We start from the raw sequence: 23,917 nt of genomic DNA on the forward strand, positions 1-23,917 counted from the left end.
ATGCCGACGGGACCGGAGGCGTTGGGTCGCACTGGCAGAAACTCACCCGACCGATAGGCTGGGATCGTGACCACCATTAACAGCACTCGAATCGGCGAATCCGGGCGCCTGGTCGTCTTCCTCCACGGTCTGTTCGGCCGAGGCAAGAACTTCACCCGCATCGCCAAGGACATCGAGCCAGAATTCTCCAGCCTGCTGGTCGACCTGCCCAACCACGGCGAGTCCGAATGGACCGAGACCTTCGACTACGTCGAGCTCGCCGATGCCGTGGCGGCCCATATCGCCGAGGCGGTCGCCCCCGATGATCAGCCCGTGCACCTGGTCGGACATTCCCTGGGTGGAAAGGTCGCCATGGTGCTCGCCCTGCGTCACCCGGAACTCATCGACCGCCTCGTCGTCGTCGACATCGGCCCCAACGCCGGCGGGTCCACCGGAGTGTTCGACCATCTGCTCTCCAGCCTCGCCGCCCTCGATCTCGATCGGATCGAATCGCGCACCGAGGCTGATGAGGCACTTCGGGACCCGATCCCCGAGGCCGCGATCAGGGGATTCCTGCTGCAGAACCTGCGCCCCACCTCGGCGGGGTATTCCTGGCAGCCCAACCTGGCGCTGCTGCACTCGAGCCTCGATGTCATCGGGGACTTCCCGGACATGGGCGATGCCGTGTTCGACCATCGCGTCCTCTGGGTCGCCGGTGAGAGATCGGACTACGTCGACCGTGACGACCTGCCGCAGATGCGCCGTCTGTTCCCACGCACCACACTCCTCACGGTCAAAGGCTCGGGACACTGGGTGCATTCTGAGAAACCGCGGGAGTTCGTCTCAGCGCTGACGGCATTCCTCAGCCGCCCCTGAAAAGGAATATGCTGAACGCGCTCGACGTTGCCACATCGAGCACAATTGGACTCAAACTCTCAGGAGGAATGCGTGAGCACTGCGATCCCGGCCGATCCCGCACAGAAGTTCGCCGAATACGCGGACGGAACCCGACTGGTCAGCACCGACTGGGTGGCCCAGCATGCAGGCGCTCCCGGACTCGTCATCGTCGAAAGCGATGAAGACGTGCTGCTCTACGAAACCGGACACATTCCGGGAGCGGTCAAGGTCGATTGGCACACGGAACTCAACGATCCCGTCACCCGTGACTACGTCGACGGTGAGGGATTCGCCGCGCTCATGTCCGCCAAGGGCATCTCCCGCGATGACACCATCGTCGTCTACGGCGACAAGTCCAACTGGTGGGCGGCCTACGCGCTGTGGGTCTTCACTCTCTTCGGCCACGAAGACGTCCGGCTCATGGACGGCGGTCGAGCGAAATGGCAGGCCGAAGGCCGTGAGATGACCACGGAGAAGCCGCAGCCCGCACCCACCGAATACCCTGTCGTCGACCGCGACGATTCCGTCATCCGCGCCTTCCTGCCCGAGGTTCGCAGCAGCCTCGGCGATGTCCCGCTCATCGATGTGCGCAGCCCGGAGGAATACACCGGCGAACGCACCCATATGCCCGCCTACCCGGAGGAAGGCGCACTGCGCGGCGGCCATATCCCCGGCGCGAAGTCGATGCCGTGGGGCAAGGCAGCCAACGAAGACGGCACCTTCAAGTCCGCAGCCGAACTCAAGGCGCTCTACACCGAAGAAGCGGGACTGGGCACCAGCGATGAGGTCATCGCCTACTGCCGGATCGGCGAACGCTCCAGCCACACCTGGTTCGTCCTCAAGCACCTCCTCGGGTACAGCAACGTGCGCAACTATGACGGCTCCTGGACCGAATGGGGCAATGTCGTCGGCGTGCCGATCGTCACCGGAGCCGAACCCGGAGAGGTGCCCGGACGCTGATGACCGAGACGACGACACCCAAGACCGACGACCTGCCGGAGGCGCTGGCAGAGATCGTCACGGACTTCGCCGACACTCCGGCCGACGACCGGCTGCAGGTGCTGTTGGAGTTCGCCACGGACCTGCCCGACCTGCCGGAGAAGTACACCGACCACCCGGAGCTGCTCGAGCCCGTGCCCGAGTGCCAGTCTCCGATCTTCCTCGTCACCGAGGTGGCCGACCCCGAGGCGGGGGAGCAGGCGGAAGTGCGCCTGCACTTCTCCGCTCCTCCGGAAGCGCCGACGACACGAGGCTTCGCCGGGATCCTGCACGAAGGGCTCGACGGTGCCAGCGCCGAGGCGATCCTGTCGGTTCCCGCCGACCTGCCCCTGCGGCTGTCGATGTCGGAGGTCGTCAGCCCGCTGAGGCTGCGCGGAATGAGTGGAATGCTCTCCCGGATCCAGCGACAGGTGTCCGAGAGGATCGGCAAGGTCACAGCCGAGTGAGACCTCTCTCGCTTGGCTGAGGTGGTCCGGTGAGTTACAGTGTGGTTAGCCTGCCCTTAGTCACCTGACCGCCATTTCACTCAAAGGACCACCTGGATGACCGGTTCCGCCACCTCTGCCGAGGCGAAACCGCATACCGACACCAGTCATCCGGCCGGTGGCAGCCTGCGGATCAGGCGAGTGCTGGGCCTGGTCGCGGCGATCATCGCACTGATTCTCGTGATCGCAGCGTCTCTGGCCATCGGCGCCAGGGACATGCCGATCTCGGAGGTCCTCGGAGCCTTCTTCGCCCCCACCGGCAGCGACGATCAGCTCGTCGTCCTCGAACTGCGCCTGCCGCGCACAGTGCTCGGCATCCTCGTCGGCATGGGGCTGGGTCTGGCCGGTGGACTCATCCAAGCTCTCACGCGCAACCCGCTGGCCGATCCTGGCATCCTCGGCGTCAATGCCGGAGCGTCCCTGGCGATCACGATCGGGGTCGCGTTCTTCGGGATCTCCTCGATCACCGGATACATCTGGTTCGCCTTCGCCGGTGCCCTCGTCGCCACCGTCGGGGTCTATGTCATCGGGTCCGCGGGCCGCAGCCGCACGGTCGATCCGATCCGCCTGACTCTGGCCGGAGTCGCCGTCGCCGCGGTCCTCACCGGACTGACCAAAGCGATCCTGCTGACCAACGAACGCGCCTTCGACGCATTCCGATCCTGGGATGTCGGTGCGATCGCCGGCCGTGATTTCGATACGATCACCGCCATTCTGCCGTTCATCGGCATCGGCACCGTGCTCGCTCTGGCGCTGTCCCACTCACTCAACGCCGTGGCCCTCGGCGATGATCTGGCCGCCAGCCTCGGCACCTCGGTCAACCGCACCCGAGTGCTCTCCATCATCGCCGTGACCCTCCTGTCCGGAGCGGCCACGGCCGCGGCCGGGCCGATCGGATTCATCGGTCTGATGATTCCGCACATCGCGCGGTGGATCGTCGGTCCCGACCAGCGCTGGATCCTCGGCTACTCACTCGTCCTGGCACCCATTCTGCTCCTGGCCTCGGACGTCATCGGCAGAGTCGTGATGAAGCCCGGCGAACTCCAAGTCGGAGTCGTCACCGCGTTCGTCGGTGCTCCGGTGCTCATCGCCCTTGTCCGTCGAAAGAAGGCGAGCGGCCTGTGAAGACCACCAACCTCGCGGTTGCCGATCGCACCCTCACCGCGCATCCGAACGCACTGCCGGGGGAGAGGGTCGACTTCGGTCGGCCCATGCTGCGCGTCTTCGGATTCCGCATCGACATGAGGGTCATCATCACTGCCGGCATCATCACGCTTCTCGCTCTGGCCTGCGGTTTCGCCGGTCTCATGCTCGGCAAGTTCTCGGTGACTCCGACCGAAGTCTTCCAAGGGCTGTTCGGGGCAGCAGACAAGCGCATCGTCAACACCGTCGTCGGAGAATGGCGGGCGCCGCGCATCATCGCCGGAATCGTCCTGGGCGCCGGACTCGGAGTCTCCGGGGCAGTGTTCCAATCGCTGACGCGCAACCCTCTCGGCTCTCCGGACATCATCGGCTTCTCCACCGGTGCCTACACCGGAGGCATCGTCACGATCATCGTCTTCGGCACGAGCTTCGTCTCCACCGCGGCAGGAGCGATCATCGGCGGGCTGCTCACCGCACTGGTCGTCTACCTGCTCACCTGGAAAGGCGGAGTGCAGGGGTTCCGGCTCATCATCGTCGGAATCGCTCTGACAGCGATGCTCAACGCCTTCAACACCTGGCTGATCATGCGTGCCGATCTCGAGCTCGCGATGGCCGCGGCCACCTGGGGTGCCGGCACCCTCAACGGAATGAGCTGGTCGACGATCGCCCCTGCGGCTGTGGCCGTGATCGTCCTCGGACTGGCCTGCGGACTCTTCTCCAGAGATCTCGGAACCTTGGAACTCGGCGATGACACGGCGAAGGCACTGGGTGTGCGCAATGAGCCCATCCGTGCCGTGCTCATCGTCATCGCCGTCGCCCTCGTCGCAGTTGTCACGGCCGCCGCCGGCCCGATCGCCTTCGTGGCCCTGGCCGCCCCGCAGATCGGACGCAGGATCGCGCGGGCACAAGGCACCAGCCTGCTGACGTCGGCGGCTGTCGGAGCGCTGCTCCTCGTCGCCGCCGATCTCGTTGCCCAGCATGCGTTCGGCGACATCCAGCTGCCCGTCGGCGTGATCACCGTGAGCATCGGCGGCATCTACCTCATCTGGCTCCTCATCCAAGAAGCTCGGAAGGCATCATGAGCAATCCCAACGCTGGGAGCACAGTCTCCCCGCTGATCGCCGAGAACCTCGACCTGGCCTATGACCAGCGCCAGATCGTCAGCGATCTCGATGTGAGCATTCCCGATGGAAAGTTCTCGATCATCGTCGGCCCCAATGCCTGCGGCAAGTCGACACTGCTGCGCGCTCTGGCACGGCTGCTGCCGCCGGCGAAGGGCTCGGTGCTGCTCGACGGGAACAATATCGAGAAGATGAAGACGAAGAAGATCGCCCAACGGCTCGGTCTTCTCCCGCAGTCATCCATCGCCCCGGACGGGATCACGGTCGCCGAGCTCGTCTCCCGTGGGCGGCACCCGCATCAGTCGTTCCTGCGCCAGTGGACCGACGCCGATGAAGCCGCTGTGCTGTCGGCGCTGCGGGCGACGAACACCGAAGAGCTGTCCTCACGGCTCGTCGACGAACTCTCCGGTGGTCAGCGCCAACGCGTCTGGGTGGCCATGGTGCTCGCCCAGGAGACATCGCTCCTCCTTCTCGACGAACCGACGACCTTCCTCGACGTCGCCTACCAGATCGAGCTGCTCGACCTGTTCTCGCAGCTCAACCACGAATACGGGCATACGCTGGTCGCCGTCCTTCACGACCTCAACCAGGCCTGCCGGTATGCCGACGAGATCATTGCGATGAAGGACGGTTCCATCGTCGCTCAGGGACCTCCGGAGACGATCATCACCTCGGAGCTCGTCCATGAGGTCTTCGGCATCGACTGCACGGTCATCGACGATCCGGTCACGGGTGCTCCGATGATCGTGGCGGGAGCACCGAAGAAGACCTTCGCTCAGCGCTGATCGGGGTCGACCGGACGACTATGTTCGGGTCTGATCCGAATGCGGCCCCGCCTCGGCGGGCGTGTGCGTCCTATCGGAAGTGCTCTTGCCTTTGAAGAGTGCCTTGACTCCGAAGATCACGCCGACGACGATGCCTCCCCAGATCGCGCCGAGGATGAGGGAGAAGAACGTGTTGACCAGCCACCCCAGGAAACCGCCGACGGCCGCGATCGCGGCGACAGGCTCTTCGAGGTGGTGAACGACGCCGTAGAGGGCGTGGAAGCCGAGTTCATCGGTGCCGACGAGGATGATATGGCCTCCGACCCACAGCATGGCGAAGGTGCCGACGACGGAGAGGAGCGCGAGCAGCTTCGGCATGGCCTCGACGAGGAATCGTCCGAACTTCTGCTGTCCGGGGGAGTCCTTCCTCGCCATATGCAGACCGATGTCATCCATCTTCACGATGAGCGCGACGACACCGTAGACACCGACGGTGATCGCAAGGCCGACGACGGCGAGAATGACTGCACGGCTCGTCAGGGACTCACCGGCCACCTCGTTGAGGGCGATGACCATGATCTCGCAGCTGAGGACGAAGTCGGTGGTGATGGCCGATCGCACGACCTTCTTCTCTGCTGCCGCACCATCGGTCGACTGTTCGGCGGCCGGGGTCTCCTTCTCATGGTGGGCGATCCAGCCGAGTTTCTCGAAGATCTTCTCTGCACCCTCATAACAGAGGTAGGTGCCGCCGACCATGAGCAGCGGGGTGAGGAGCCCGGGCAGGAACTGGCTGAGCAGCAGAATGATCGGGAGGATGATGACGAGCTTGTTGAACAGCGATCCGAAGGCGATGCGTTTGATGATCGGAAGCTCGCGCTTCGGGTCCACCCCTTCGACGAACTTCGGCGTCACCGCCGCATCATCGACGACGACGCCCGCGGCCTTTGCACCGGCGCGTGATGCCCCCGCGGCGACATCGTCGAGGCTGGCGGCCGAGAGTTTGACGAGCGCGGCGACGTCGTCGAGAAGTGCGATCAGACCCCCGGCCATCTAACGACCGCCGAGCTGATGCGTGGGTCCCGGCGGCTGACGATGAAGGTCGCCGAGGTGGTTGTCCGCTGCATCGAAGAGCCGCAGACGGTCGCCGTCGGGTTCGACTCGCTTGGCTTTGGGCACCCAGGTGAGCATTCCGGGAGCGGCCTTGAGCGTCATCAGCGAGGATTTGATCATCAAGCCCTCCGGCTCGGCCGACCATGAGGTCACGAGGTTGTTGGCGCCGTCGCTGCCGCGCAGTGAGCCATCTTCGGAGAATTCGAGGAAGGCCCGGTCGTTCGTCTCGGCCACCCAACGGCCGATGAGTTCCTGTGTCATTTGTCTTCTTTCTCCAGTCCGCCGATGACTTTGCCGTTGCTGTCCATGATCTTCATGACGTCGCCTTCGATGGTCGCAGTTGAGGCCTTACTCAGCCAGGTGTCGACACCGGCGCAGGCCTTCTGAGTGGTCATGAAGGAATCGATGGCGATCTCGTCGCCTTCGACCTTCCAACTGGTGACGATCGCATTGCATCCGTCCGAGCCTTCGAGCGAGCCGTCTTCGGCGAATTCGAGGAACGGATCGCCAGCCTCGGGGGAGGTCCACTTGCCTACCGGATCGAGGTCAGAGGCCTCTTCGCCGGGCGACGCAGTTTCGCTGGATTCAGTGGGGGAGGAATCGGGGTTTCGTGGGTCGACGCCGGTGTCGCACGCTGCCAGGGGCAAAGTGAGAGCAAGTGCGGCAAGCCCGAGCGCGAGCCTCGACGCAGGTCGTGCAGGGGCCGGAGTGCGAAGGGTTGTATGGTTCGGCATGTCCCTGATCATAACGGCACCGGTTTTGAGGCCCCTGGAAGAAGACAGGACAGCTTGTGTAGTCCGACTTCTGTAAGTTGTGTTCACCTGCGACTCTGACGGTTCTTGCACTGCGTCGTGATCAAACCGTAACCTTTCACACGGTTGGAAAGCTGACACCGAAAACACGAGCCGCCGGGCTGCGGCGAAGCCTGTTGACGGGGTCGGGCAATCGAAGCATCGACAACGATCAAGGGAATCAACCTTATGCAGAAGAAACTCGTGCAGAGTTCGCTGGCCATCAGCGCCGCCGCTGCGCTGGGCCTGAGCGGCGCGCTCGTCGCCTCGCCGGCAATGGCCGACAACGCGCCGCAGAAGCTGGACCTTCAGAATGAAGCTCACGTCCAGAAGGCACTGTCCGGCATCGAAGGTGTCAACGCCTACGGCACCGACGGCGGCGAGCTCAGCATCGGCGTTGCCGAGAAGACCGACGAGATCAAGAAGCTCGAAAAGAAGTACAAGAACATCAAGGTCACCGAGGGCATCAAGGAACTGAAGCCCTATGCGAGCAACGATCTCGTTGGCGGAGCCGGTTACCTCGTCAAGGCCGGCGACGGCGGCGGAGTCTGCTCGACCGGCTTCTCCGGCTGGGACGGAGACGGCAAGCCCGTCGTCCTCACCGCCGGACACTGCTCGAAGATCATCAACAAGCAGACCAACGAGTTCGATGGCGATACGACGGTTGACCAGACCGAGAAGCCCTCGATCGCTCAGGCCAACGGCGGAGAAGGCTTCCAGGCCTCCGGCGACGGCGTCATCGGCAAGTGGGGCTTCCACAACTTCGGCGGCGACCTGCTCGAAGGCGCCGATGAGAACCAGTGGCCCGACCCCAGCGAGTCCGACATCGACTTCGCCGTGATCAATGTCGACGAGTCGAACTACAACGTCAAGAACGGCATCACCGACTGGACGACCGCCGATTCGGACGACCTTGCTAAGTCGACCACCGAGATCACCGAGGTGGGCGCACACAAGGAAGGTGCCATCAGCAAGTCGGGGCGCACCACCGGAGTGACTACTGGCACGACTTTCGATGAGTACAACGACCAGTTCCAGTACGCGAACGTCGGCGGCCGCTGGGTCCACGGTTTCGGTGTCACCGCTCCGATCGACAAGCCCTTCTCGCAGCCGGGCGACTCCGGCGGCGGTGTCTACCAGGGCAACACTGCAGTCGGTGTCATCTCCGGTGGCGGCGATTACGATGACAATACTTCGTTCAGCTGGGTGGCCGACCTCGATCACTCACTGGAGCAGTCCGGTACCGATTTCCACCTCGAGAAGCCGGGCGAGGAGACCCCTGAGGCTCCTGCCGCCCCGAAGTCCGAGGACCAGACCATCGAGCCCAATGGCGAGGTCAAGGGCAAGGCCGAGGCCGGTGCGAAGGTTGAGGTGACGTGGGAAGCCAAATCCACGACCGACGGTCAGAAGACCGAAGCTCAGGCAGCTGAAGACGGATCCGAGACTGTCACGGCCGACAAGGACGGAAACTTCTCCGTCGAAGGCCCCAAGGCAGAAGGCGATTACGCCTTCACCGCAACCGCGATCGTCGATGGACAGGAATCCAAGACGACCGAATTCGATGTGACGGTTGAGAAGGACGAGTCCGAGACTCCCGCTCCTGTCGGGCGTGAGATCAGCATCGATCCCAAGCAGATCGCCGCTTCCGACTTCGTGAAGGAAGATAAGGGCGTGACGATCACGGTCCAGGGCTTCGACGAGGGCGAGAAGGTGACCCTTGAGGTTGCCAACGGACCCGAAGGCGTCGAAGGCATCACCCTCGATGAGACCGCCAATGAAAACGGTGCTGCCGCATTCTCCATCTACGGCACCAGCGCGTCGAACCCCGAGGCCTACCTCGGCAAGTACGACGTCGAGGTCACCGGCGCCAATGACACCGAGGATGAGTCGGCACTGACCGGTTCGTTCGAGGTTGTCGCTGACGAAGACGGATCCGGTGGCGGATCCGGCGGCGACGATGACGGCAACAACGACGACGGCGATGCCGGCGACGGAAACGACGATGATGGAAACGGTGACGGCGGTTCTGATCTGCCTCGCACCGGTGCCGAGCTGACCGGCCTGGCTGCCGGAGCCGGACTGCTCCTCGTAGGCGGAACCGCAGTCGTTCTGACGATGCGTCGCAAGAGCAACAACTGAGTACAGTGATGCTGATCGTCTGACGGTCTGCTGAACACTCACTGACGATGCCCCCGGTCTTCTGACCGGGGGCATCGTCGATTCATGGGGGAGTTTCAGTGGAGGTAACAGCCAGGGGCCGTGTACAGCTCCTGAAGTTTCGTACATTAAGTTCACAGTCTTGAACGTACTTTTTTGGTAGTACCTGAGTGTGGCCCGTAACCTTATCGTGACTTAGGTCAACAACTTGTGACATTGATCCCTCAGAACAGAGAGACAACAACTTATGCAGAAGAAACTCGTGCAGAGTTCGCTGGCCATGGCGGCGGCTGCGGCATTGGGGCTCGGCGGCGCATTCGTCGCAGGGCCCGCTGCGGCTGATCAGCCAGAGGTGAAAGTCTCCAGCGAGAATGCTGTCCAGACGGCCGTCTACAAGAACCTCTCCGACAGCAGCGGAAAGCTGGTCTCGGAAGTCGGACGATTCGGCGTGGACGGCGACGACCTCGTGGTCGGAGTGGCGAAGAAGACGGACAAGGTCAAGTCCTTTGCTTCCAAGTACGACAATGTCGAGATTGTCGTCGATCCCAAATACGTTGCGGGCGAGCCTCAGGCCAAGACCGACCTGGTCGGTGGTGCAGGATACCTGGTGTCGCATCCGCAGGGTACCGCTGCTTGCTCCACCGGGTTCGCTGGCTGGGACGATCAGGGTAATCAGGTAGTTCTCACTGCTGGGCACTGTGCAGTCGACACCGCAGGCGGTGTTCAGAATGAGATTTTGGACATGGAACTTCCCTCTTCGGCAGAAGCTGTAGGCGGCGAAGGCTTTGTGAAGGCCGGTGTAGGATCGATCGGTGCTTGGGGATTCAACCAGTACGGGTCGGAGATTATCGACAACGGTGACGGCACCGGCACTGTGGCTGACGAAGACAAGGCGATCGACTTCGCTGTCATCAAGGTCGATGACAAGTTCACGACCAAAGCTGAAGTGACCGATTGGACTACGGCGAAAGCAGAAAATGACCTTTCGGCCAGCACTACTAAGGTCACGAAGGTTGGTGCGGCCGTACCCGGACAGTCCATCCAGAAGTCCGGGCGGACCACAGGTGTAACTACCGGTACCGTTCTCGACGACCCGGAAGCATTTGAGTACGCCAACATCGGCGGGCGTGCCGTTCACGGCTTCGAGGTCACCTCCGGCGGGAAGCGCTTCTCGGACCACGGTGACTCCGGCGGTGCCGTCTACCAGGGCGATACCGCTGTCGGTGTCATCTCGGGTGGACCCGAGACTGGCGCGTGGACCTGGGTCGCCGACCTTGAAAACTCACTCACCAAATCCGATGAGTCGTTCACGCTCGACGACCCTAACGAGGAGCCGGAGGCTCCTGCAGCCCCGACGGTCGAGGACCAGACCATCGAGCCCAAGGGCGCGATCACTGGCAAGGCTGCGGCCGGTGCTGACGTGAAGGTCACCTGGACCGGCGCTGCGGAAGGCGAAGCCACCGCGAAGGCCGATGACAGCGGAAACTTCACGCTCGAGGGTCCCGAAGCAGAAGGCGACTACGAAGCGAAGGCCGTGGCGACCGTTGACGGTCACTCCTCGGAGGCCGCTTCCTTCACCGTGACGGTCAAGGCATCGGATGACTCCGACGCCGGTGCAGCCGCTGACGGTGACGATTCGAACGCCGAAGCTGACGCTGACAGCACGGATGCAGACGCTTCCGCAGGTGCCGACGGTAAGGACGCTGACGCCGATGCCGACGGTAAGGATGCAGATGCTTCGACCGCTGCCGACGGTGACGACGCCGACGCTTCGGCTGCAGCAGACGGCAAGGATGACGAAGCCGATTCCGACGCTGACGGTGACGAGAAGCCCGAAGCTCCCAAGGTCGGAGACCAGACGGTCGTCGAAGGCGGAAAGATCACCGGCAAGGCCGCTCCGAACGCCGAAGTGACGCTGACCTGGAAGCCTGCCGGCGCCAATGCCGGTTCCGCTCAGGCTCAGGCCGCACCGGCTGAGGGCAGTGTCACGGTCAAGACCGATGCTGACGGAAACTTCTCCACCGAGGCCCCTGCTGAGGCTGGCGACTACAACTACACCGCAGTTGTCAGCGTCAATGGTCAGAACTCCGAAGCGGCTCAGTTTGTCGTGACCGTCGAGGCTGAAGAAGCCCCGGCCGAGCGCACGCTGACCGTCGAGCCGAAGGAAATCGCTGCTTCGGACTTCGTGAAGGAAGACAAGGGCGTGGAGATCACGGCTGAAGGCTTCGACGAGGGCGAGAAGGTCTCCCTCGAGGTTGTTGCCGGTCCCGAAAACGTCGAGGGCATCACCCTCGAAGAGACCGCCAACGCTGACGGAGTCGTCGGATTCTCGATCTACGGCACCAGCGCCTCGAACCCCGAGGCCTACCTCGGTAAGTACGACGTCCAGGTCACCGGCGCCAACGACACTGAAGACGAAGAAGCCCTCACCGGTTCCTTCCAGGTCGTTGCCGACGAAGACGGCAACGGCGGCGGCGACGATGGTGACGACAACGGCAACGATGATGGAAACGGTGACGGCGGTTCTGATCTGCCTCGCACCGGTGCCGAGCTGACCGGCCTTGCTGCCGGAGCCGGACTGCTCCTCGTCGGTGGAGCCGCTGTTGTTCTGACCATGCGTCGCAAGAAGAACAACTGAAACACACTCTGACAGTCACTCGCTGACTGACTGAGAGAAGGTGCCCCTGGCCGGAAGGTCAGGGGCACTTTCACGTCCTCGAACAAAAGCACGAACCGTCGCCCCTGCCGACGGGGCGGCCTCGCTGAAGCCGAGCGACATGTAGAACGCAGTCAGTCCGGGACCGGCATCGGTGAGCAGAACGGTCTGTCGGACATCGGCGAACGGCTCGAGGACGCGAACGACGAGTTCAGCCCCGATACCGCGCCGCTGCATTCCTGGATCGACGAGGACGTCTTGGAGGTGGACAATCGTTCCGAAGTCACTGACCACGCGCGCCATTCCCACGAGCATCCCTGCCCGGCGAGCACAGACGACGTGCGCAGAGTTGAGCACACTGCGGAGCAGCCGTTCCGGATCGCTTGTATAGGCAGACCATCCGACCGAGTCATAGAGCTTGAGCAGCTCACTGCGCGAAGGCAGAGTATTCGACGAATACGTGATCCCAGATCGAGTCTGATCACGGAAATGACGCCGATCATGCCAGCGCATCCCTGACGCCTGTCTCCCATTCCTCGCGCAGGATCGCATAGCCGACCGAATCCAGAGGATCGCTATCAATGACTGGCCACGAGCGGCGGTAGTGAGCTTATCGCGAAGCCAATCGGAGGTCGAACAGCGGAGTCTCGTCACGAAGATCCTCGAGGCGGACGATGCCGATCCGACCCAGCTCGCTGTGGACGAGCCAGAACGTTTCGGTCTCCTCACTGATGAAGTAGCCGTCCGCGATCCGTTCGCGCACTTCTTCGGTCGACCAGACGGACAACTTGGCGTGGAAGGGGAACTCTTCCGTGGTGTAGAAATCAATAAGATGATCATCGTCGCGGCCATGTGGATCGACCCGGGTCAGCTTCACACTCATGCGCATAGACTAGTCGGTGGGCTCTCGCCGCGGTTCAATGAAGAGGTGCGAGAGCTTGAGTGCGCGTTCAAGGAGTCCAGTCATGAGCCTCGAAGGTGATCCATTCGATTACCACGTCACCAAGTCCGGGGGCCTGCTCATTCGCCGAGGCGGCCGAACCGTCATGGAACTCGGCGGGAAGAAGGCTGCCGCACTCATCCCCAAGCTCGGCAGAGATGACGAGAGCGATCAGCAACTATTGGCACGGGCGACGGGAAACTACCGGCACGGCAACGAACGGCAGCTCGGACGGCATTGAATCTGGCTGGACGTTCGTTCAGCTCTTGGTACTGTATGTGATATGAGTCGAACGACCGCCAGCGAATTCTCCCGAGCCACCGCAGTCACTCGTCACGGTGACCACAGCTTCACCGCCGAGCTCGATGCCGGCTGGAAAGTCGCCGGCGCCGTCAACGGAGGCTACCTCCTCGGAGTCGCCGGACAAGCCCTGCGTGCCGTCAACCCGAGCACTCCGGACCCTCTCGTCATCTCGAGCTTCTATCTCGGGCCCAGCAGCGAGGGGTCAGTCGACATCACCACGCGCACTCTGCGCGAAGGCCGATCGACGGCGAGCTACGGAATCGAACTCGTCCAGAACGGGGCACCGACGATCTCTGCGATGGCCACGATGGGCAACCTCGGCGAGCTTCCAGACGATGTCGGCACGACAGCCACCCCGCCCCACCTGCCACCACCGGAAGAATGCGTCGGTGTTGCCGAAGCCAGCGAGGAGTTCAAGAAAGCGGCACCGCTGATCGAACGGTTCGATATGCGACTCGACCCGGCCACCGCCGGATTCGCGGTCGGCAAACCCAGCGGTCGCGGAGTGCTCCAAGGCTGGATTCGGTTCATCGACGGGACTGACCCGGACCCTCTGTCCCTGCTGACCTTCCTCGACTCGTTCCCACCGGTGATGTTCGACCTCGGTCGCTTCAACTGGGCACCGACGATGGAACTGACCGCGCACGTCCGCGCTCTGCCCGCTCCCGGCTGGATCAGCGCACGACTGTCCACTCGGAACATTGCCGGCGGCATGTTCGAAGAGGACTGCGAACTGTGGGACTCGGCCGGCCGCCTCGTCGCTCAGTCGCGGCAGTTGGCGCGCCAGCCCCGCGGTTGACGTGACGATGACGGCGGATAACCGTCGATGACGCCGTCGAGGTGCCGTGTCGGTGCGGTGCTCTAGAGTCGGGTCAACACCGATCCGACTGTGAAAGGACAGCGCTCATGGCATCGCTGGCATCTTTGAGCATCACCTTCGACTGCCTCGATGTGGAAGCTCAATCGATCTTCTGGGCGGACCTCCTCGGCGCCGACATCGACCCCGGCGCCAACGAGTTCGTTGCGAGCATCGGGGGAGTCCACAACAGCGAGTCACCGACCCCGGGAATGCTCTTCCTCAAAGTCGACGAACGCGCGGAGGGGAAGAACCCTCTGCACATCGACCTCGACGATCCGCACTATCCGGCAGACGTCGACCGCGCGGTCGCCTTGGGCGCGCACAAGCTCGCGTCCTTCGACGAATACGGGATCGAATGGACGACCTTGAAAGATCCCGAAGGAAACCTCTTCGACATCGGCCGACGAAAACTGGACTGAGCCTGATGCGCCTGGTTCGAACATCAGGCCGTCTGCATGATCAGAGAGGCTCAGCATGACCCTGCCGTTGACCGATCCGAGCAATTCCCCGAACGAACGACGAGGGCTCGAAGAGTACGCGCGGCACGCCGTGCATGCGGACATCTTGCGCGAGGACATCGACGGTGAGATCGGCGACTGAGCCGCAGGCTCCCAGCCACAGGTTGATCAAATAAGCTGGGAGGTATGACGAACACCCCAGTGACTGGAACCGACACTGCGCCGAAACGATCCAAAGCACTCCTGCCGCTCGACCTGATCCGCGGATTCCTCATCGGCAGTGCCGAACTCGTCCCCGGGGTCTCCGGCGGAACTATCGCCTTGGTCACCGGAGTCTACGACCAGCTGATCGACTCCGCAGCGCACGTCGTTTCGGCGGCGAAGATCTTGGTGACAGGACCGAACCGTGTCGCGGGAGCACTGGCGGAGCTGCGGCGCACCGACTGGTTCCTCGTCATCCCGGTTCTGGTGGGGATGGCAGTGGCCGTATTCACCATCGCCGGTGTCCTGGAATCCTTCGTCACCGGCAATCCCAAACTCTCCCGAGGACTGTTCTTCGGTCTCGTCGCCGCCAGCATTGCGGTGCCGCTGCGCATGTTGCCGGCACGCTCTTCGCGGCAACCAGTGCTCCTCGGCGTTCTGGCCTTCATCGTCGCTGCCGCTCTCGCGTTCTTGATGACGAGTCTGGCCGGCGGGGCCGATGTGCAGAACCCACCGCTCATCGCCGTCTTCTTCGTCGCCTCGATTGCCATCTGCGCACTCGTGGTTCCAGGAGTGTCCGGATCATTCTTCCTGCTGGCAGTCGGCATGTACTCGACCACACTGCGCGCCGTGGACACACGCGATTTCGGGTACCTCGGAATCTTCCTGCTCGGCGCAGTCGTCGGCCTAGCGGTCTTCGTCAATCTCCTCAAGTACTTCCTGCGCAATCACCGGTGGTGGACACTCATCGTCATGGCAGGACTGATGTTCGGGTCCCTGCGCGCACTCTGGCCCTGGCAGTCATCTGCCGAGGTGGGCGCCGACGGCAAAGAACACGGGGCAGGCGGTCTGCTGGCTCCAGTCGACCCGGTGCTCGGCCCGATTCTGCTCGCCGTTCTCGGCGCGGCCGTTGTCGTCATCCTCATCGTCGTCGAGGCGAAATCTGCGTCTGCGAAGGATCAGGCCGACGGCACCGATTCTTCCGTGGCGTGAGAGCAATAGAGTTTGTTCAAATTTTTCTCACGATCCATTCAGAAAACGGTCAGCGCCCACTAGGGTAAGAGAGTTGAATCACTGTCATCCTCGTTGACCAGTTCTCTGGAGACATATGCGCCTGCGCACCCTGACCTCGTCCTCGCTCGCCCTCGCTCTCATCGTCACCGGTCCCGCGGCCGCCTCCGCGACCGGCCTCGGCAGTGCCGATGCCCCCACCGACTCGCAGGTGGCGGAGACCGGGGAGCTGACTCTGTTGGCCACGACCGATGTTCACGGCCACGTCCTCAATTGGGACTATTTCGCGAACAAGCCCTACCCGGCAGGGGAGGAGCTGGGCATGTCCCGAGCCTCAACGCTGATCAAGGGAGTACGCGAGGACAAAGGTGCCGACTCCGTGCTCCTCCTCGACAACGGCGACACCATCCAAGGCAGTCCGTTGGCCTACTACTACGCCAAACAGGAGCCGATCACGACCAGCGGCCAAACACACCCGCTGGCCAAGACCTACAACCATCTGGGATACGACGCACAGGTCGTCGGCAATCACGAATTCAACTACGGCCTCGACCTGCTGTCTACCTACAGCGACCAAGTCGACTTTCCGCTTCTCGGCGCCAATGTCATCGACGACGCAGACGGCCAAACCCATCTGGACCCGTACGCGCTGGTCGACAAACAGGTCGATGGTGAGACGATCACCGTCGGCGTCCTCGGCGTGACCACTCCCGGCAGCCGAATCTGGGACAAGAACAACTTGTCCGGAAAAGTGCACTTCGACGATCCCGTCGAGACAGCCCAGAAGTATGTCCCCGAGATGAAACAGAAGGGCGCCGACGTCGTCGTCGTGCTCTCCCACTCCGGCAAAGATCCGAACGGACAGAACTGGGATCCGGACCAACTGCAGGAGAACGTCAGCACTTCGGTGGCGAAAGTTCCCGGAATCGATGTCCTCGTCGCCGGCCATACCCACCAGAACGAACCCAGCCAAGTCGTGATCCGCGATGACGGCAGCCAGGTGCTCATCACCCAACCGAACTACTGGGCCCGTTCGGTCTCAGAGGTGGGGCTGCCGATCAACCTCGACACCCACCACGTCGACTGGGGCGAGACCGAGCCGCACGCAGACGCTCTCGCCACCCAAGGCGAAGTCGCTGAGGATCAGGAGATCAAAGACCTCGTCGAAGAGCAGCACCGGACCACGATCGATTACGTGAACACGAAGATCGGGTCGGTGACCGAAACACTGTCGGCGAAGACCTCATACTATGAGGACACGGCGATCCTCGACTTCATCTCTCACGTCCAGACTGAGACGGTGGAAGAAGGACTGAAAGGAACGGACTATGACGATCTTCCCGTGATCTCACAGGCATCTCCCTTCAGCCGCACCGCAGAGTTCCCGGCCGGCGACATCACAATCCGAGACGTGGCGGGACTCTACGTCTACGACAACACTCTTGCCGGAGTCGAGATCAACGGTGCCCAACTGCGCGATTACCTCGAATACTCGGCACGCTATTTCAAACAGACCGAGGAGGGCGCCGAATTCGACCCGATCGACGGTACGAACGCGATCGACGAAGTCTCGGAATCTCCGATCCCGGACTACAACTACGATGCTCTGGCCGGAATCGACTACGACATCAATGTCTCCAAACCGACCGGGGAGAGGATCGAGAACCTCACGCAGGCCGACGGCAGCGAAATCGGAGACGATGACCGGTTCATTCTCGCCATCAACAACTACCGTCAGTCCGGGGGAGGCGGCTATCCGGTCGATGGACTCAAGGAGGTCTACAACGAACAGGTCGAGGTTCGTCAAGCCCTCATCGACTGGGTCGGGGAGAAGCAGATCGTCGACCCCGCCGACTTCTTCGTCGAGAACTGGCAGGTCGTCACCAGCAGTCGTTCACCTGGCGGAGACGATGACGATTCCACTGACAGCGAGGATTCCGACAGCTCCGGCGAAGCATCAGCCGAGGCAGATTCGAATGGATCCGATGGTGATGAGTCCGATGCAGGTGGGACCTCCGACGCGGCGAACGGAGCCTCCGACGGTGGTGCTTCGGGCAGCAATCCTGGAGACGGCGAAGCTGACGACTCGGCAGTTGGCGCAGGCGGTGGCGCTGACCTGCCACGGACCGGTATCGAGCTTGCCGCAAGCATCGGCATCGCCGCCGCGATCATCGCACTCGGTACGGCTCTCGTGTACTTCTCACGCCGCCGTCGCCGTTGAGCGACCGGCTGCAGCGGGTGGGACTCAACGATCAGAAAGTCGGTCGAGCGTCCGGTCCATGTTGATCGGGTTCGCCTCGGCGGCAACTCACGTAGAGTGAGAGTGACAGCAGTCAGCTTCGAAGAAGGAGAGAGTCAAGCATGGCCAACACAGCATTTCAGGGATCTCCGGTCAAGACCGTCGGCGACCTGCCCGCCAAGGGCGAGCAGTCCCCGGCCTTCAGCCTCGTCGGCAGCGACCTCGGCGATGTGAACTCCCAGGATCACTCGGGCAAGCGCGTCGTGCTCAACATCTTCCCCAGCCTCGATACTGGGGTGTGCGCCGCCTCGGTGCGCAAATTCAACGAACTCGCCGCGGGCCTGGAGAACACCACCGTTCTCTGCGTGTCCAACGACCTTCCATTCGCCCAGGCTCGCTTCTGCGGTGCCGAGGGCATCGAGAACGTGGTCACGGCATCGGGATTCCGCAGCTCGTTCGGCAAGGACTTCGGCGTGACCATGGTCGATGGCCCGCTCGCCGGTCTGCTCGCACGGTCCGTCGTCGTCCTCGATGAGAAGGGCACCGTCACGTACACGCAGCTCGTCGACGAGATCACGACCGAACCCGACTACGATTCGGCAATCGCGGCTCTGGGAGCCTGATCTCCTCTTCGCAGGTCGGAGCAACGACCTGCTCAGAGTGAACCGGGCGGGACTCACACGAGTCCCGCCCGGTTCGCCTTCTGTCAGCAACGTGTGCCGATACGAGTCGTTGTCTTGTTTGCCTACAGGCAGCACATGCCGATAGTCGGCACATGCAGACGCGCTCACATGTCGACGACGGTGATCGGCAGGGCATAGTCGACACCGGCGAGTTCTCCACCGCTCGTGGTGATTCCGGGAATCATGTCCTTCGGAGCCGGATGGTCGCTGAGCGCGTTCAAATACACCTTGTGCGCCTCGAGGGACCGCACACCACGATTGACGTGCTCAGCCGTGAGCGCCACGGCGTGTGTGGGCTGTGCTCCGTTGATGAGCAGTCGATCCGCCTTCCACGCTTCGAGTCCCCCGTCCTTGAGGTCGGTGAAGACCCAGGGATTGTCGGCATCACGGATCGCATCGACGGCGGCGACGCCGGCATGGCGATGGTCGACGTGATTGAGTCCCCACTGGACCTTGAGGTCGAAGGTTGTCACGACGACCGCATTCGGTCGGAATTCACGGATCTTCCGCGCTATCGCCTTTCGCAACTCGTGCGTGGGTTCCAGCAGACCATCCGGGAAGTCGAGGATCTCCAGATCGTCGACGCCGACGATATTGCACGCCCGACGCTGCTCATCCGCGCGTAGCGGTGACACCTCCTCAGGGGGCATGTTCCGGATCCCCGCCTCCCCGCGTGTGAGCAGGAGATAGGAGACCTCCTTGCCTTCATCGGTCCATTTTGTCACTGCCGCCGAACCGCCGTATTCCATATCGTCGGGGTGCGCGACCACGCAGAGCACGCGGTTGATATCAGAGTCATCGAAAAGCGGGATCTCAGTCATGATTCCAGGCTAGGCGGCAGCTCGCAGTTGCGCTAGAGAGCGGGGACGAGCACGCGATTGGGTACGATATGGATGACCCATGGATCGAGTGAAGGCAGACGATGATCAACAGACCACTCGTAGCGGTGACGCTGGCCCTGGGGCTGGTTCTCAGCGGATGTTCGGCGTTCCGGGTCAGCAGCTCGGACGATGCGGGATCCAAGCCGGCGAACGTGGGGATCGGCGACGGGCAGTCACCTTCGCCGACAGCAACCGGTCCGACGATTCCCGATGGCATGAGTGAGACCACTGTCGAACTGGGTGGACAGTGTCCCGTCGAAGTCAGCTTGGCCTTGAGCGCTGACTGGGCCGACGGGTATGGGTACGACGGATATCGACTCTATGAAACCGAATCCGGAGCGATCATCACGGTCAACTGTCTCGACGATGACGAGTCGACACCACAAGCATTGGTGGACAAGGCACGAGAACGGATGTTCAGCACATCGGGGTCGTCCATGGGCAGCGAGTCCACCGGTTCACTCAGCGGGGGAGAGTACTGGGTCTTCCACGGCACGCTGGCTCCCGACGATATGCGAGCAGTCGACAAAGAGGATTCCGTGATCTTCGGTGCCGTTGCCGGAGTGTCCGTTGACGGCCGACTATTCAAAGTCAGCGTCGACATGCTCGCGCAAGCCGATGACACCGAGGCGCAGGACCAGTTCCGACAGATGCTGCCGACGGTTCGCCTCGACGATCAGGTGCTCAACGCTCCAGACCTGCGCTGAGGCTGCCGACCGACCGACATGCGTTTGAGCAGTTCCCGGGCCGCAATCCTTCCCGCTCGGGTGGCTCCGACCGTAGAACTGGCAGATCCGTAGCCGACGAGGAACAGCCGTGGATCGTCTTTCACCGCGACCTCGGTGTCCATGGAGATCCCGCCATCCGGTGTGCGAAGGCGCAGCGGCGCAAGGTGTTTGAGCGCCGCCCGGAACCCTGTATTCCAGAAGATCACGTCGACCTCTTCGTCTCGTGGTTCGTCGAAGGGAGCCCATGACTCGGGAATTGCCAGATGGTCGCTGGCTGAAGGGCCGAGACCCTCCGCCGAGGTCGGCAGCTCGGAGCCGCCGATTCCGGGGAAGTGGACACCGTGCGGAAGGATGCGGTCGAACATGCCGCGAGAGACCAGAATTCCCGTGTCGATTCCGTCTCGGAATTCGCTGCGGATCGGCAGCCCGGTGGTTCGGACGACGCTGGCAGGGGCCATACCGGACAGTGTTCGTTCCCGGACGGCTCGTTCGACTTCGAGGCCCCACTGGCCGTCGAATTCTCTGGATGTGAAGTTCGGGGGACGTCGCGTGGCCCAGAGAGTGTCGGTCACCTCGGCGAGTTCGAGGAGAAACTGGGTGGCGGAGATTCCGCCGCCGACGACGAGTGTGCGCAGTCCCCGGAAGTCTTCGACGTTACGGAAGTTCACGGTATGCAGCTGGTGGCCCTCGAACTCGGCGATGCCGGGGACGAAGGGGACATAGGGGTGGGTCCAGGTGCCGGTCGCGTTGATGAGAAAGTCGGCGGAGAGCGTCACCTGTCCGCCGTCGACGGTGGCGGTGATCATGAACCGTCCATGACCTGGCGCTTCGGATCGAACTGTTTCCACTTCAGCTGGGCGGATGACGCAGAGCTCGAGCTCGCGTTCGAACCGGGAATAGTAGTCGGAGACGATCTTCGAGGCGGGTACGTTCGGATCAGGACAGCCGAGCGGGAATCCGGGAAGGTCGGAGATGTGGTTGGTGGTGCCCAAGGTCAGGGAGTCCCACCGTTCGCGCCAGGCACCACCAGGGCCGTCTCCGGCATCGAGGATGATGAAATCCTTGCCCGGTGCGAGGCCGTCGCGCCAGAGGTAATGTGCTGCGGACAGTCCGGCTTGGCCCGCACCGATGATGACGATCGGCCAATGAGAATCGATCAGGAGCTCGTTGATTCGGCACACCATGAGGCCATTGTTTCAGGTTGCTGTCGTCAAGGTCCTACTGTCCTCACGAATGCGATGTTCTGATCAATTCCGGCCGATGACTACCGCATCATCGAACAGATCGGGCGCAGTCTGGCCCGCGGGGATTGGAATAGCAGTCTTCGTCGACGAGGTAGCGGTGATAGCGGTAGACCTCGATGCCGAGGTCGTTGCTGGCGACGTGAGCGAATCCGTCGATTGGAAGCCAAGGGCCACCGTCGACGGAGAATTCTCCGCTGAATGTTGCAGTCATCGACGCCGACACTGTGCCCGACTCTTGATATTCGTGTCCGATCTGTGGGGCGCCGCCAGGCAGCGGCTTCGCACCCTTCGAGGTGGTTGTCGTGCCCGATCCGTCTCCGAAGTCCCAGTTGAAGCGCTCTGGGGTGACTTTGACTTTGACGGCATAGGTCAGCAGGGTCATGTCGATATAGCTGACATCGGTGTCCGTCCAGAAGGCAGCCGGTTTGCCGACGACAGCCCAATCCTTGGGCCAGGCGTAGATTGTAGGCGCCGGAATGTCGAAGTTCTGAAACTGCGATTCCGGGATGTGAGTCGGGGGATCGGGCCGAGCCGGAGTACCTCCGCCACCGCCTCCACCACCGGGGCCGGGCTCACTCACACACAGATAACCGACTTCTTCCGTCGGACAGTCAGGCAGTCCACCACCGCCGCCTCCGGAACCACCACCGCCGGAGCCTCCACCAGAGCCGCCACCTCCGGAGCCTCGGCCACCCCCAGAGCCACCTCCGCCCGGAGGCGGTTGGGGTGGAGGGGGCTCTACTACTGTGCATTTCTTTAGGCTCAGCGCACTGCACCCTGGTCCTGACTGGACGTTGGCTGGTGGCCCAAAACCGCCAATTAGGGCCAAACAGAGAAGCGAAGTGATGAAGCCTATTTGCCGCAAGGCGTACTCCACAAACTTTGAGACTCTATTTTCCAATCGCTGCTATCAAGTTGAGCAAGAAACCTAACACGGAGCGGTTCGGGGTCGCGTTCTGGTAGCGGTTCGCCAAGGCTAACCTCGGCAAACGTGGAATTGTCAACACAGGTGAGAACAGTTACTTCGTCTGTTTCTGAACCTATGTCTTGTATTACTCGATCTTCAATGCGGAACTCGCCAGCCATGTACTTTCGGCTCTTCTTGAGTTCTTTCGAGTCCTGTTTGAGGGTCTCGAGCGCTTCGCCTTTTGCGGAAGCATCAATATTCTGAGTATTTTGGCCACCGCTTGAAAATGCTTCGTTCAAAGTCGCCACATATTTGTCCAACGCCACCAACGCACCCTCTACGGCCTTCTTCTCCTCTTGGTCGAGGTCAAGGTCGGTTTCGTAATCGGGGATGGCCACCTCGGCGGGGTCATCAGTCGACGATGCGTCCGGATGCTGAGCGGGCAGAGTCGACGTCGGTGCGGCTACCGGGGAATTATCGGCGCAGCCGACGACCGAGACCAAACTCAGCGCGCAGAATACGGCAACGAATACTTGGGCGGGTCGACGGTACGGTCGGGACGATCCAGTTCTCATTCCACACCTCTGTGGTCTGCAACTGCGGCGCGACCACGGCGGCCGACACCCGGATTCCCTACATTATTCGACAGGAGCGCTTTTTAGAACAGGCGAAGTCGAATCTGTGGATAACTCACGTCCGAGTGCGTGGATGCACCGATCTGTCTGCGACGATCCCTACTTCTTCGCAGCTTTTGCCGCCTTGGCCGCAGCCTTCTGCTGCTTCTTGAAGGCACGCACCTCTTGCAGAGTGACCTCGTCGACGACATCGGCGATCGAACGGCGGGCGTCTGCGTCTCCGTAGTCACCTGCGGCCTCCTGCCAGCCCTCCGCCTGAAGTTCGAACTGCTTGCCGAGCAGGGCCAGGAAGATCTTGGCCTTCTGTTCACCGTAGCCGGGAAGCTTCTTCAGACGTTTGAGGACCTCAGCACCGCTGGGGTCACCCTCAGTCCAGATCGCCTCGGGATTCCCGTCGTAGTCGTCGATGATGGCTGCCGCGAGCTTCTGCACGCGTCCGGCCATCGACTTCGGGAATCGGTGCACCGCGGGAGTCCGCGCGAAGATGTCGAGGAAATCATCCGGATTCATCGCTGCGATCTCGTCGATGTCGAGCTTGCCCAGTCGGTCAGCGAGCTTGGCCGGACCCGCGAAGGCACTCTCCATGGTCACCTGCTGATCAAGCAGCATTCCGACGAGCAGGGCGAAGCGGTCTTCGGCCAACAGCGCATCGGCCTTCGGGTCTCCGGACAGGAACAGTGAAGTCATGTCCCCATCTTCGCACGCCTGCCCCCGCTGTCCACGCCC

Annotated in this window: 26 protein-coding genes; 16 read left to right on the forward strand and 10 right to left on the reverse strand. The window is 62.4% G+C overall.

Annotation, left to right across the window (positions count from 1 at the left end):
* The first annotated feature begins 66 nt into the window (after positions 1-66).
* The 6 genes from CXR29_RS07000 (at position 67) to CXR29_RS07025 (ending at position 5,409) form a co-directional block, all read left to right on the forward strand.
* On the forward strand, positions 67-855 hold the full coding sequence (locus CXR29_RS07000) for an alpha/beta fold hydrolase (protein WP_127364212.1): 789 nt from the start codon (positions 67-69) through the stop codon (positions 853-855).
* A gap of 72 nt (positions 856-927) precedes the next feature.
* A complete protein-coding gene (locus CXR29_RS07005; RefSeq protein ID WP_025778155.1) occupies positions 928-1,836 on the forward strand; it encodes a sulfurtransferase in 909 nt (302 codons plus the stop codon).
* On the forward strand, positions 1,836-2,321 hold the full coding sequence (locus tag CXR29_RS07010) for a SufE family protein (protein ID WP_101596375.1): 486 nt from the start codon (positions 1,836-1,838) through the stop codon (positions 2,319-2,321). Before CXR29_RS07005 ends, CXR29_RS07010 begins: the two co-directional genes overlap by 1 nt.
* 96 nt (positions 2,322-2,417) lie before the next feature.
* Complete coding sequence (locus CXR29_RS07015; RefSeq protein WP_127364213.1) at positions 2,418-3,485, forward strand: iron chelate uptake ABC transporter family permease subunit; 1,068 nt, start codon at positions 2,418-2,420, stop codon at positions 3,483-3,485.
* Between the two features lie 86 nt (positions 3,486-3,571).
* Positions 3,572-4,585, forward strand: coding sequence for a FecCD family ABC transporter permease (locus CXR29_RS07020; protein ID WP_101596410.1), 1,014 nt, complete (start codon positions 3,572-3,574; stop codon positions 4,583-4,585).
* Positions 4,582-5,409: an ABC transporter ATP-binding protein gene (locus CXR29_RS07025; RefSeq protein WP_127364214.1), complete on the forward strand. Its 828-nt coding sequence runs from the start codon at positions 4,582-4,584 to the stop codon at positions 5,407-5,409. The genes CXR29_RS07020 and CXR29_RS07025 overlap by 4 nt, the downstream gene beginning before the upstream one ends.
* A gap of 18 nt (positions 5,410-5,427) precedes the next feature.
* On the opposite strand, the gene CXR29_RS07030 is transcribed toward CXR29_RS07025, so the two are convergent.
* Genes CXR29_RS07030 through CXR29_RS07040 form a run of 3 tightly spaced genes read right to left on the reverse strand, consistent with a single transcriptional unit; the run spans position 5,428 to position 7,145 of the window.
* Positions 5,428-6,438, reverse strand: coding sequence for a DUF808 domain-containing protein (locus tag CXR29_RS07030; RefSeq protein ID WP_127364215.1), 1,011 nt, complete (start codon positions 6,436-6,438; stop codon positions 5,428-5,430).
* Positions 6,439-6,759: an META domain-containing protein gene (locus tag CXR29_RS07035; protein WP_127364216.1), complete on the reverse strand. Its 321-nt coding sequence runs from the start codon at positions 6,757-6,759 to the stop codon at positions 6,439-6,441.
* On the reverse strand, positions 6,756-7,145 hold the full coding sequence (locus CXR29_RS07040) for an META domain-containing protein (RefSeq protein ID WP_241241628.1): 390 nt from the start codon (positions 7,143-7,145) through the stop codon (positions 6,756-6,758). Before CXR29_RS07040 ends, CXR29_RS07035 begins: the two co-directional genes overlap by 4 nt.
* 333 nt (positions 7,146-7,478) lie before the next feature.
* On the opposite strand from CXR29_RS07040, the gene CXR29_RS07045 reads away from it, so the two are divergent.
* Both CXR29_RS07045 and CXR29_RS07050 read left to right on the forward strand, forming a co-directional pair.
* Entirely contained in the window at positions 7,479-9,428 is a 1,950-nt protein-coding gene (locus CXR29_RS07045; protein ID WP_101553857.1) for an LPXTG cell wall anchor domain-containing protein, read from the forward strand.
* Positions 9,429-9,693: 265 nt separating this feature from the next.
* The gene (locus CXR29_RS07050) at positions 9,694-12,084 is read left to right on the forward strand and encodes a trypsin-like serine protease (protein ID WP_127364217.1); all 2,391 of its coding nucleotides are present in this window, start codon (positions 9,694-9,696) and stop codon (positions 12,082-12,084) included.
* Positions 12,085-12,099: 15 nt separating this feature from the next.
* On the opposite strand, the gene CXR29_RS07055 is transcribed toward CXR29_RS07050, so the two are convergent.
* A complete protein-coding gene (locus CXR29_RS07055) occupies positions 12,100-12,654 on the reverse strand; it encodes a GNAT family N-acetyltransferase (protein ID WP_338142539.1) in 555 nt (184 codons plus the stop codon).
* A 58-nt stretch (positions 12,655-12,712) separates the two neighbouring features.
* Complete coding sequence (locus CXR29_RS07060; RefSeq protein WP_241241629.1) at positions 12,713-12,985, reverse strand: hypothetical protein; 273 nt, start codon at positions 12,983-12,985, stop codon at positions 12,713-12,715.
* A gap of 82 nt (positions 12,986-13,067) precedes the next feature.
* On the opposite strand from CXR29_RS07060, the gene CXR29_RS07065 reads away from it, so the two are divergent.
* From CXR29_RS07065 to tpx, 7 genes are all read left to right on the forward strand, one after another.
* The gene (locus CXR29_RS07065) at positions 13,068-13,283 is read left to right on the forward strand and encodes a hypothetical protein (protein WP_127364219.1); all 216 of its coding nucleotides are present in this window, start codon (positions 13,068-13,070) and stop codon (positions 13,281-13,283) included.
* A gap of 42 nt (positions 13,284-13,325) precedes the next feature.
* Complete coding sequence (locus tag CXR29_RS07070) at positions 13,326-14,144, forward strand: thioesterase family protein (protein WP_127364220.1); 819 nt, start codon at positions 13,326-13,328, stop codon at positions 14,142-14,144.
* A gap of 107 nt (positions 14,145-14,251) precedes the next feature.
* Positions 14,252-14,623 carry a VOC family protein gene (locus tag CXR29_RS07075; RefSeq protein ID WP_101553860.1) on the forward strand — a complete coding sequence of 124 codons (372 nt, stop codon included), beginning with the start codon at positions 14,252-14,254 and terminating at the stop codon, positions 14,621-14,623.
* A gap of 55 nt (positions 14,624-14,678) precedes the next feature.
* Positions 14,679-14,804 (forward strand): DUF664 domain-containing protein, encoded by a 126-nt coding sequence (locus tag CXR29_RS07080; protein ID WP_127364221.1) that lies wholly within the window; start codon positions 14,679-14,681, stop codon positions 14,802-14,804.
* A gap of 44 nt (positions 14,805-14,848) precedes the next feature.
* Positions 14,849-15,856: a DUF368 domain-containing protein gene (locus CXR29_RS07085; protein WP_127364222.1), complete on the forward strand. Its 1,008-nt coding sequence runs from the start codon at positions 14,849-14,851 to the stop codon at positions 15,854-15,856.
* A gap of 115 nt (positions 15,857-15,971) precedes the next feature.
* Positions 15,972-18,095, forward strand: a complete 2,124-nt coding sequence (locus CXR29_RS07090) for a bifunctional metallophosphatase/5'-nucleotidase (RefSeq protein WP_127364223.1) — start codon at positions 15,972-15,974, stop codon at positions 18,093-18,095.
* 140 nt (positions 18,096-18,235) lie between these two features.
* A complete protein-coding gene (gene tpx / locus CXR29_RS07095; protein WP_101553863.1) occupies positions 18,236-18,736 on the forward strand; it encodes a thiol peroxidase in 501 nt (166 codons plus the stop codon).
* Positions 18,737-18,900: 164 nt separating this feature from the next.
* On the opposite strand, the gene CXR29_RS07100 is transcribed toward tpx, so the two are convergent.
* Positions 18,901-19,617 (reverse strand): PIG-L deacetylase family protein, encoded by a 717-nt coding sequence (locus CXR29_RS07100; RefSeq protein ID WP_127364224.1) that lies wholly within the window; start codon positions 19,615-19,617, stop codon positions 18,901-18,903.
* A gap of 275 nt (positions 19,618-19,892) precedes the next feature.
* On the opposite strand from CXR29_RS07100, the gene CXR29_RS07105 reads away from it, so the two are divergent.
* Positions 19,893-20,384 (forward strand): hypothetical protein, encoded by a 492-nt coding sequence (locus tag CXR29_RS07105; RefSeq protein ID WP_127364225.1) that lies wholly within the window; start codon positions 19,893-19,895, stop codon positions 20,382-20,384.
* Here CXR29_RS07105 and CXR29_RS07110 read toward each other — a convergent pair.
* The 4 genes from CXR29_RS07110 to CXR29_RS07130 form a co-directional block, all read right to left on the reverse strand.
* A complete protein-coding gene (locus tag CXR29_RS07110; RefSeq protein WP_127364226.1) occupies positions 20,354-21,589 on the reverse strand; it encodes an NAD(P)-binding domain-containing protein in 1,236 nt (411 codons plus the stop codon). The genes CXR29_RS07105 and CXR29_RS07110 overlap by 31 nt on opposite strands.
* A gap of 88 nt (positions 21,590-21,677) precedes the next feature.
* Positions 21,678-22,229: a hypothetical protein gene (locus CXR29_RS07115; protein WP_127364227.1), complete on the reverse strand. Its 552-nt coding sequence runs from the start codon at positions 22,227-22,229 to the stop codon at positions 21,678-21,680.
* Positions 22,230-22,501: 272 nt separating this feature from the next.
* Positions 22,502-22,954, reverse strand: coding sequence for a hypothetical protein (locus tag CXR29_RS07125; protein ID WP_127364228.1), 453 nt, complete (start codon positions 22,952-22,954; stop codon positions 22,502-22,504).
* A gap of 336 nt (positions 22,955-23,290) precedes the next feature.
* On the reverse strand, positions 23,291-23,878 hold the full coding sequence (locus CXR29_RS07130) for an HhH-GPD-type base excision DNA repair protein (RefSeq protein WP_101553867.1): 588 nt from the start codon (positions 23,876-23,878) through the stop codon (positions 23,291-23,293).
* Positions 23,879-23,917: the final 39 nt, after the last annotated feature.

The sequence above is a fragment of the Brevibacterium linens genome (genome assembly GCF_003999335.1).
Taxonomy (GTDB): domain Bacteria; phylum Actinomycetota; class Actinomycetes; order Actinomycetales; family Brevibacteriaceae; genus Brevibacterium; species Brevibacterium linens.

What these genes read in the sequence shown, in the direction of transcription:
- CXR29_RS07010 (WP_101596375.1), top strand. Translation starts at nt 1,836, where the DNA reads ATGACCGAGACGACGACACCCAAGACCGACGACCTGCCGGAGGCGCTG.
- CXR29_RS07015 (WP_127364213.1), top strand. Translation starts at nt 2,418, where the DNA reads ATGACCGGTTCCGCCACCTCTGCCGAGGCGAAACCGCATACCGACACC.
- CXR29_RS07020 (WP_101596410.1), top strand. Translation starts at nt 3,572, where the DNA reads ATGCTGCGCGTCTTCGGATTCCGCATCGACATGAGGGTCATCATCACT.
- CXR29_RS07025 (WP_127364214.1), top strand. Translation starts at nt 4,582, where the DNA reads ATGAGCAATCCCAACGCTGGGAGCACAGTCTCCCCGCTGATCGCCGAG.
- CXR29_RS07030 (WP_127364215.1), bottom strand. Translation starts at nt 6,438, where the DNA reads ATGGCCGGGGGTCTGATCGCACTTCTCGACGACGTCGCCGCGCTCGTC.
- CXR29_RS07035 (WP_127364216.1), bottom strand. Translation starts at nt 6,759, where the DNA reads ATGACACAGGAACTCATCGGCCGTTGGGTGGCCGAGACGAACGACCGG.
- CXR29_RS07045 (WP_101553857.1), top strand. Translation starts at nt 7,479, where the DNA reads ATGCAGAAGAAACTCGTGCAGAGTTCGCTGGCCATCAGCGCCGCCGCT.
- CXR29_RS07050 (WP_127364217.1), top strand. Translation starts at nt 9,694, where the DNA reads ATGCAGAAGAAACTCGTGCAGAGTTCGCTGGCCATGGCGGCGGCTGCG.
- CXR29_RS07055 (WP_338142539.1), bottom strand. Translation starts at nt 12,654, where the DNA reads ATGCGATCCTGCGCGAGGAATGGGAGACAGGCGTCAGGGATGCGCTGG.
- CXR29_RS07060 (WP_241241629.1), bottom strand. Translation starts at nt 12,985, where the DNA reads ATGAGTGTGAAGCTGACCCGGGTCGATCCACATGGCCGCGACGATGAT.
- CXR29_RS07065 (WP_127364219.1), top strand. Translation starts at nt 13,068, where the DNA reads ATGAGCCTCGAAGGTGATCCATTCGATTACCACGTCACCAAGTCCGGG.
- CXR29_RS07070 (WP_127364220.1), top strand. Translation starts at nt 13,326, where the DNA reads ATGAGTCGAACGACCGCCAGCGAATTCTCCCGAGCCACCGCAGTCACT.
- CXR29_RS07075 (WP_101553860.1), top strand. Translation starts at nt 14,252, where the DNA reads ATGGCATCGCTGGCATCTTTGAGCATCACCTTCGACTGCCTCGATGTG.
- CXR29_RS07080 (WP_127364221.1), top strand. Translation starts at nt 14,679, where the DNA reads ATGACCCTGCCGTTGACCGATCCGAGCAATTCCCCGAACGAACGACGA.
- CXR29_RS07085 (WP_127364222.1), top strand. Translation starts at nt 14,849, where the DNA reads ATGACGAACACCCCAGTGACTGGAACCGACACTGCGCCGAAACGATCC.
- CXR29_RS07090 (WP_127364223.1), top strand. Translation starts at nt 15,972, where the DNA reads ATGCGCCTGCGCACCCTGACCTCGTCCTCGCTCGCCCTCGCTCTCATC.
- tpx (WP_101553863.1), top strand. Translation starts at nt 18,236, where the DNA reads ATGGCCAACACAGCATTTCAGGGATCTCCGGTCAAGACCGTCGGCGAC.
- CXR29_RS07100 (WP_127364224.1), bottom strand. Translation starts at nt 19,617, where the DNA reads ATGACTGAGATCCCGCTTTTCGATGACTCTGATATCAACCGCGTGCTC.
- CXR29_RS07105 (WP_127364225.1), top strand. Translation starts at nt 19,893, where the DNA reads ATGAGTGAGACCACTGTCGAACTGGGTGGACAGTGTCCCGTCGAAGTC.
- CXR29_RS07110 (WP_127364226.1), bottom strand. Translation starts at nt 21,589, where the DNA reads ATGGTGTGCCGAATCAACGAGCTCCTGATCGATTCTCATTGGCCGATC.
- CXR29_RS07130 (WP_101553867.1), bottom strand. Translation starts at nt 23,878, where the DNA reads ATGACTTCACTGTTCCTGTCCGGAGACCCGAAGGCCGATGCGCTGTTG.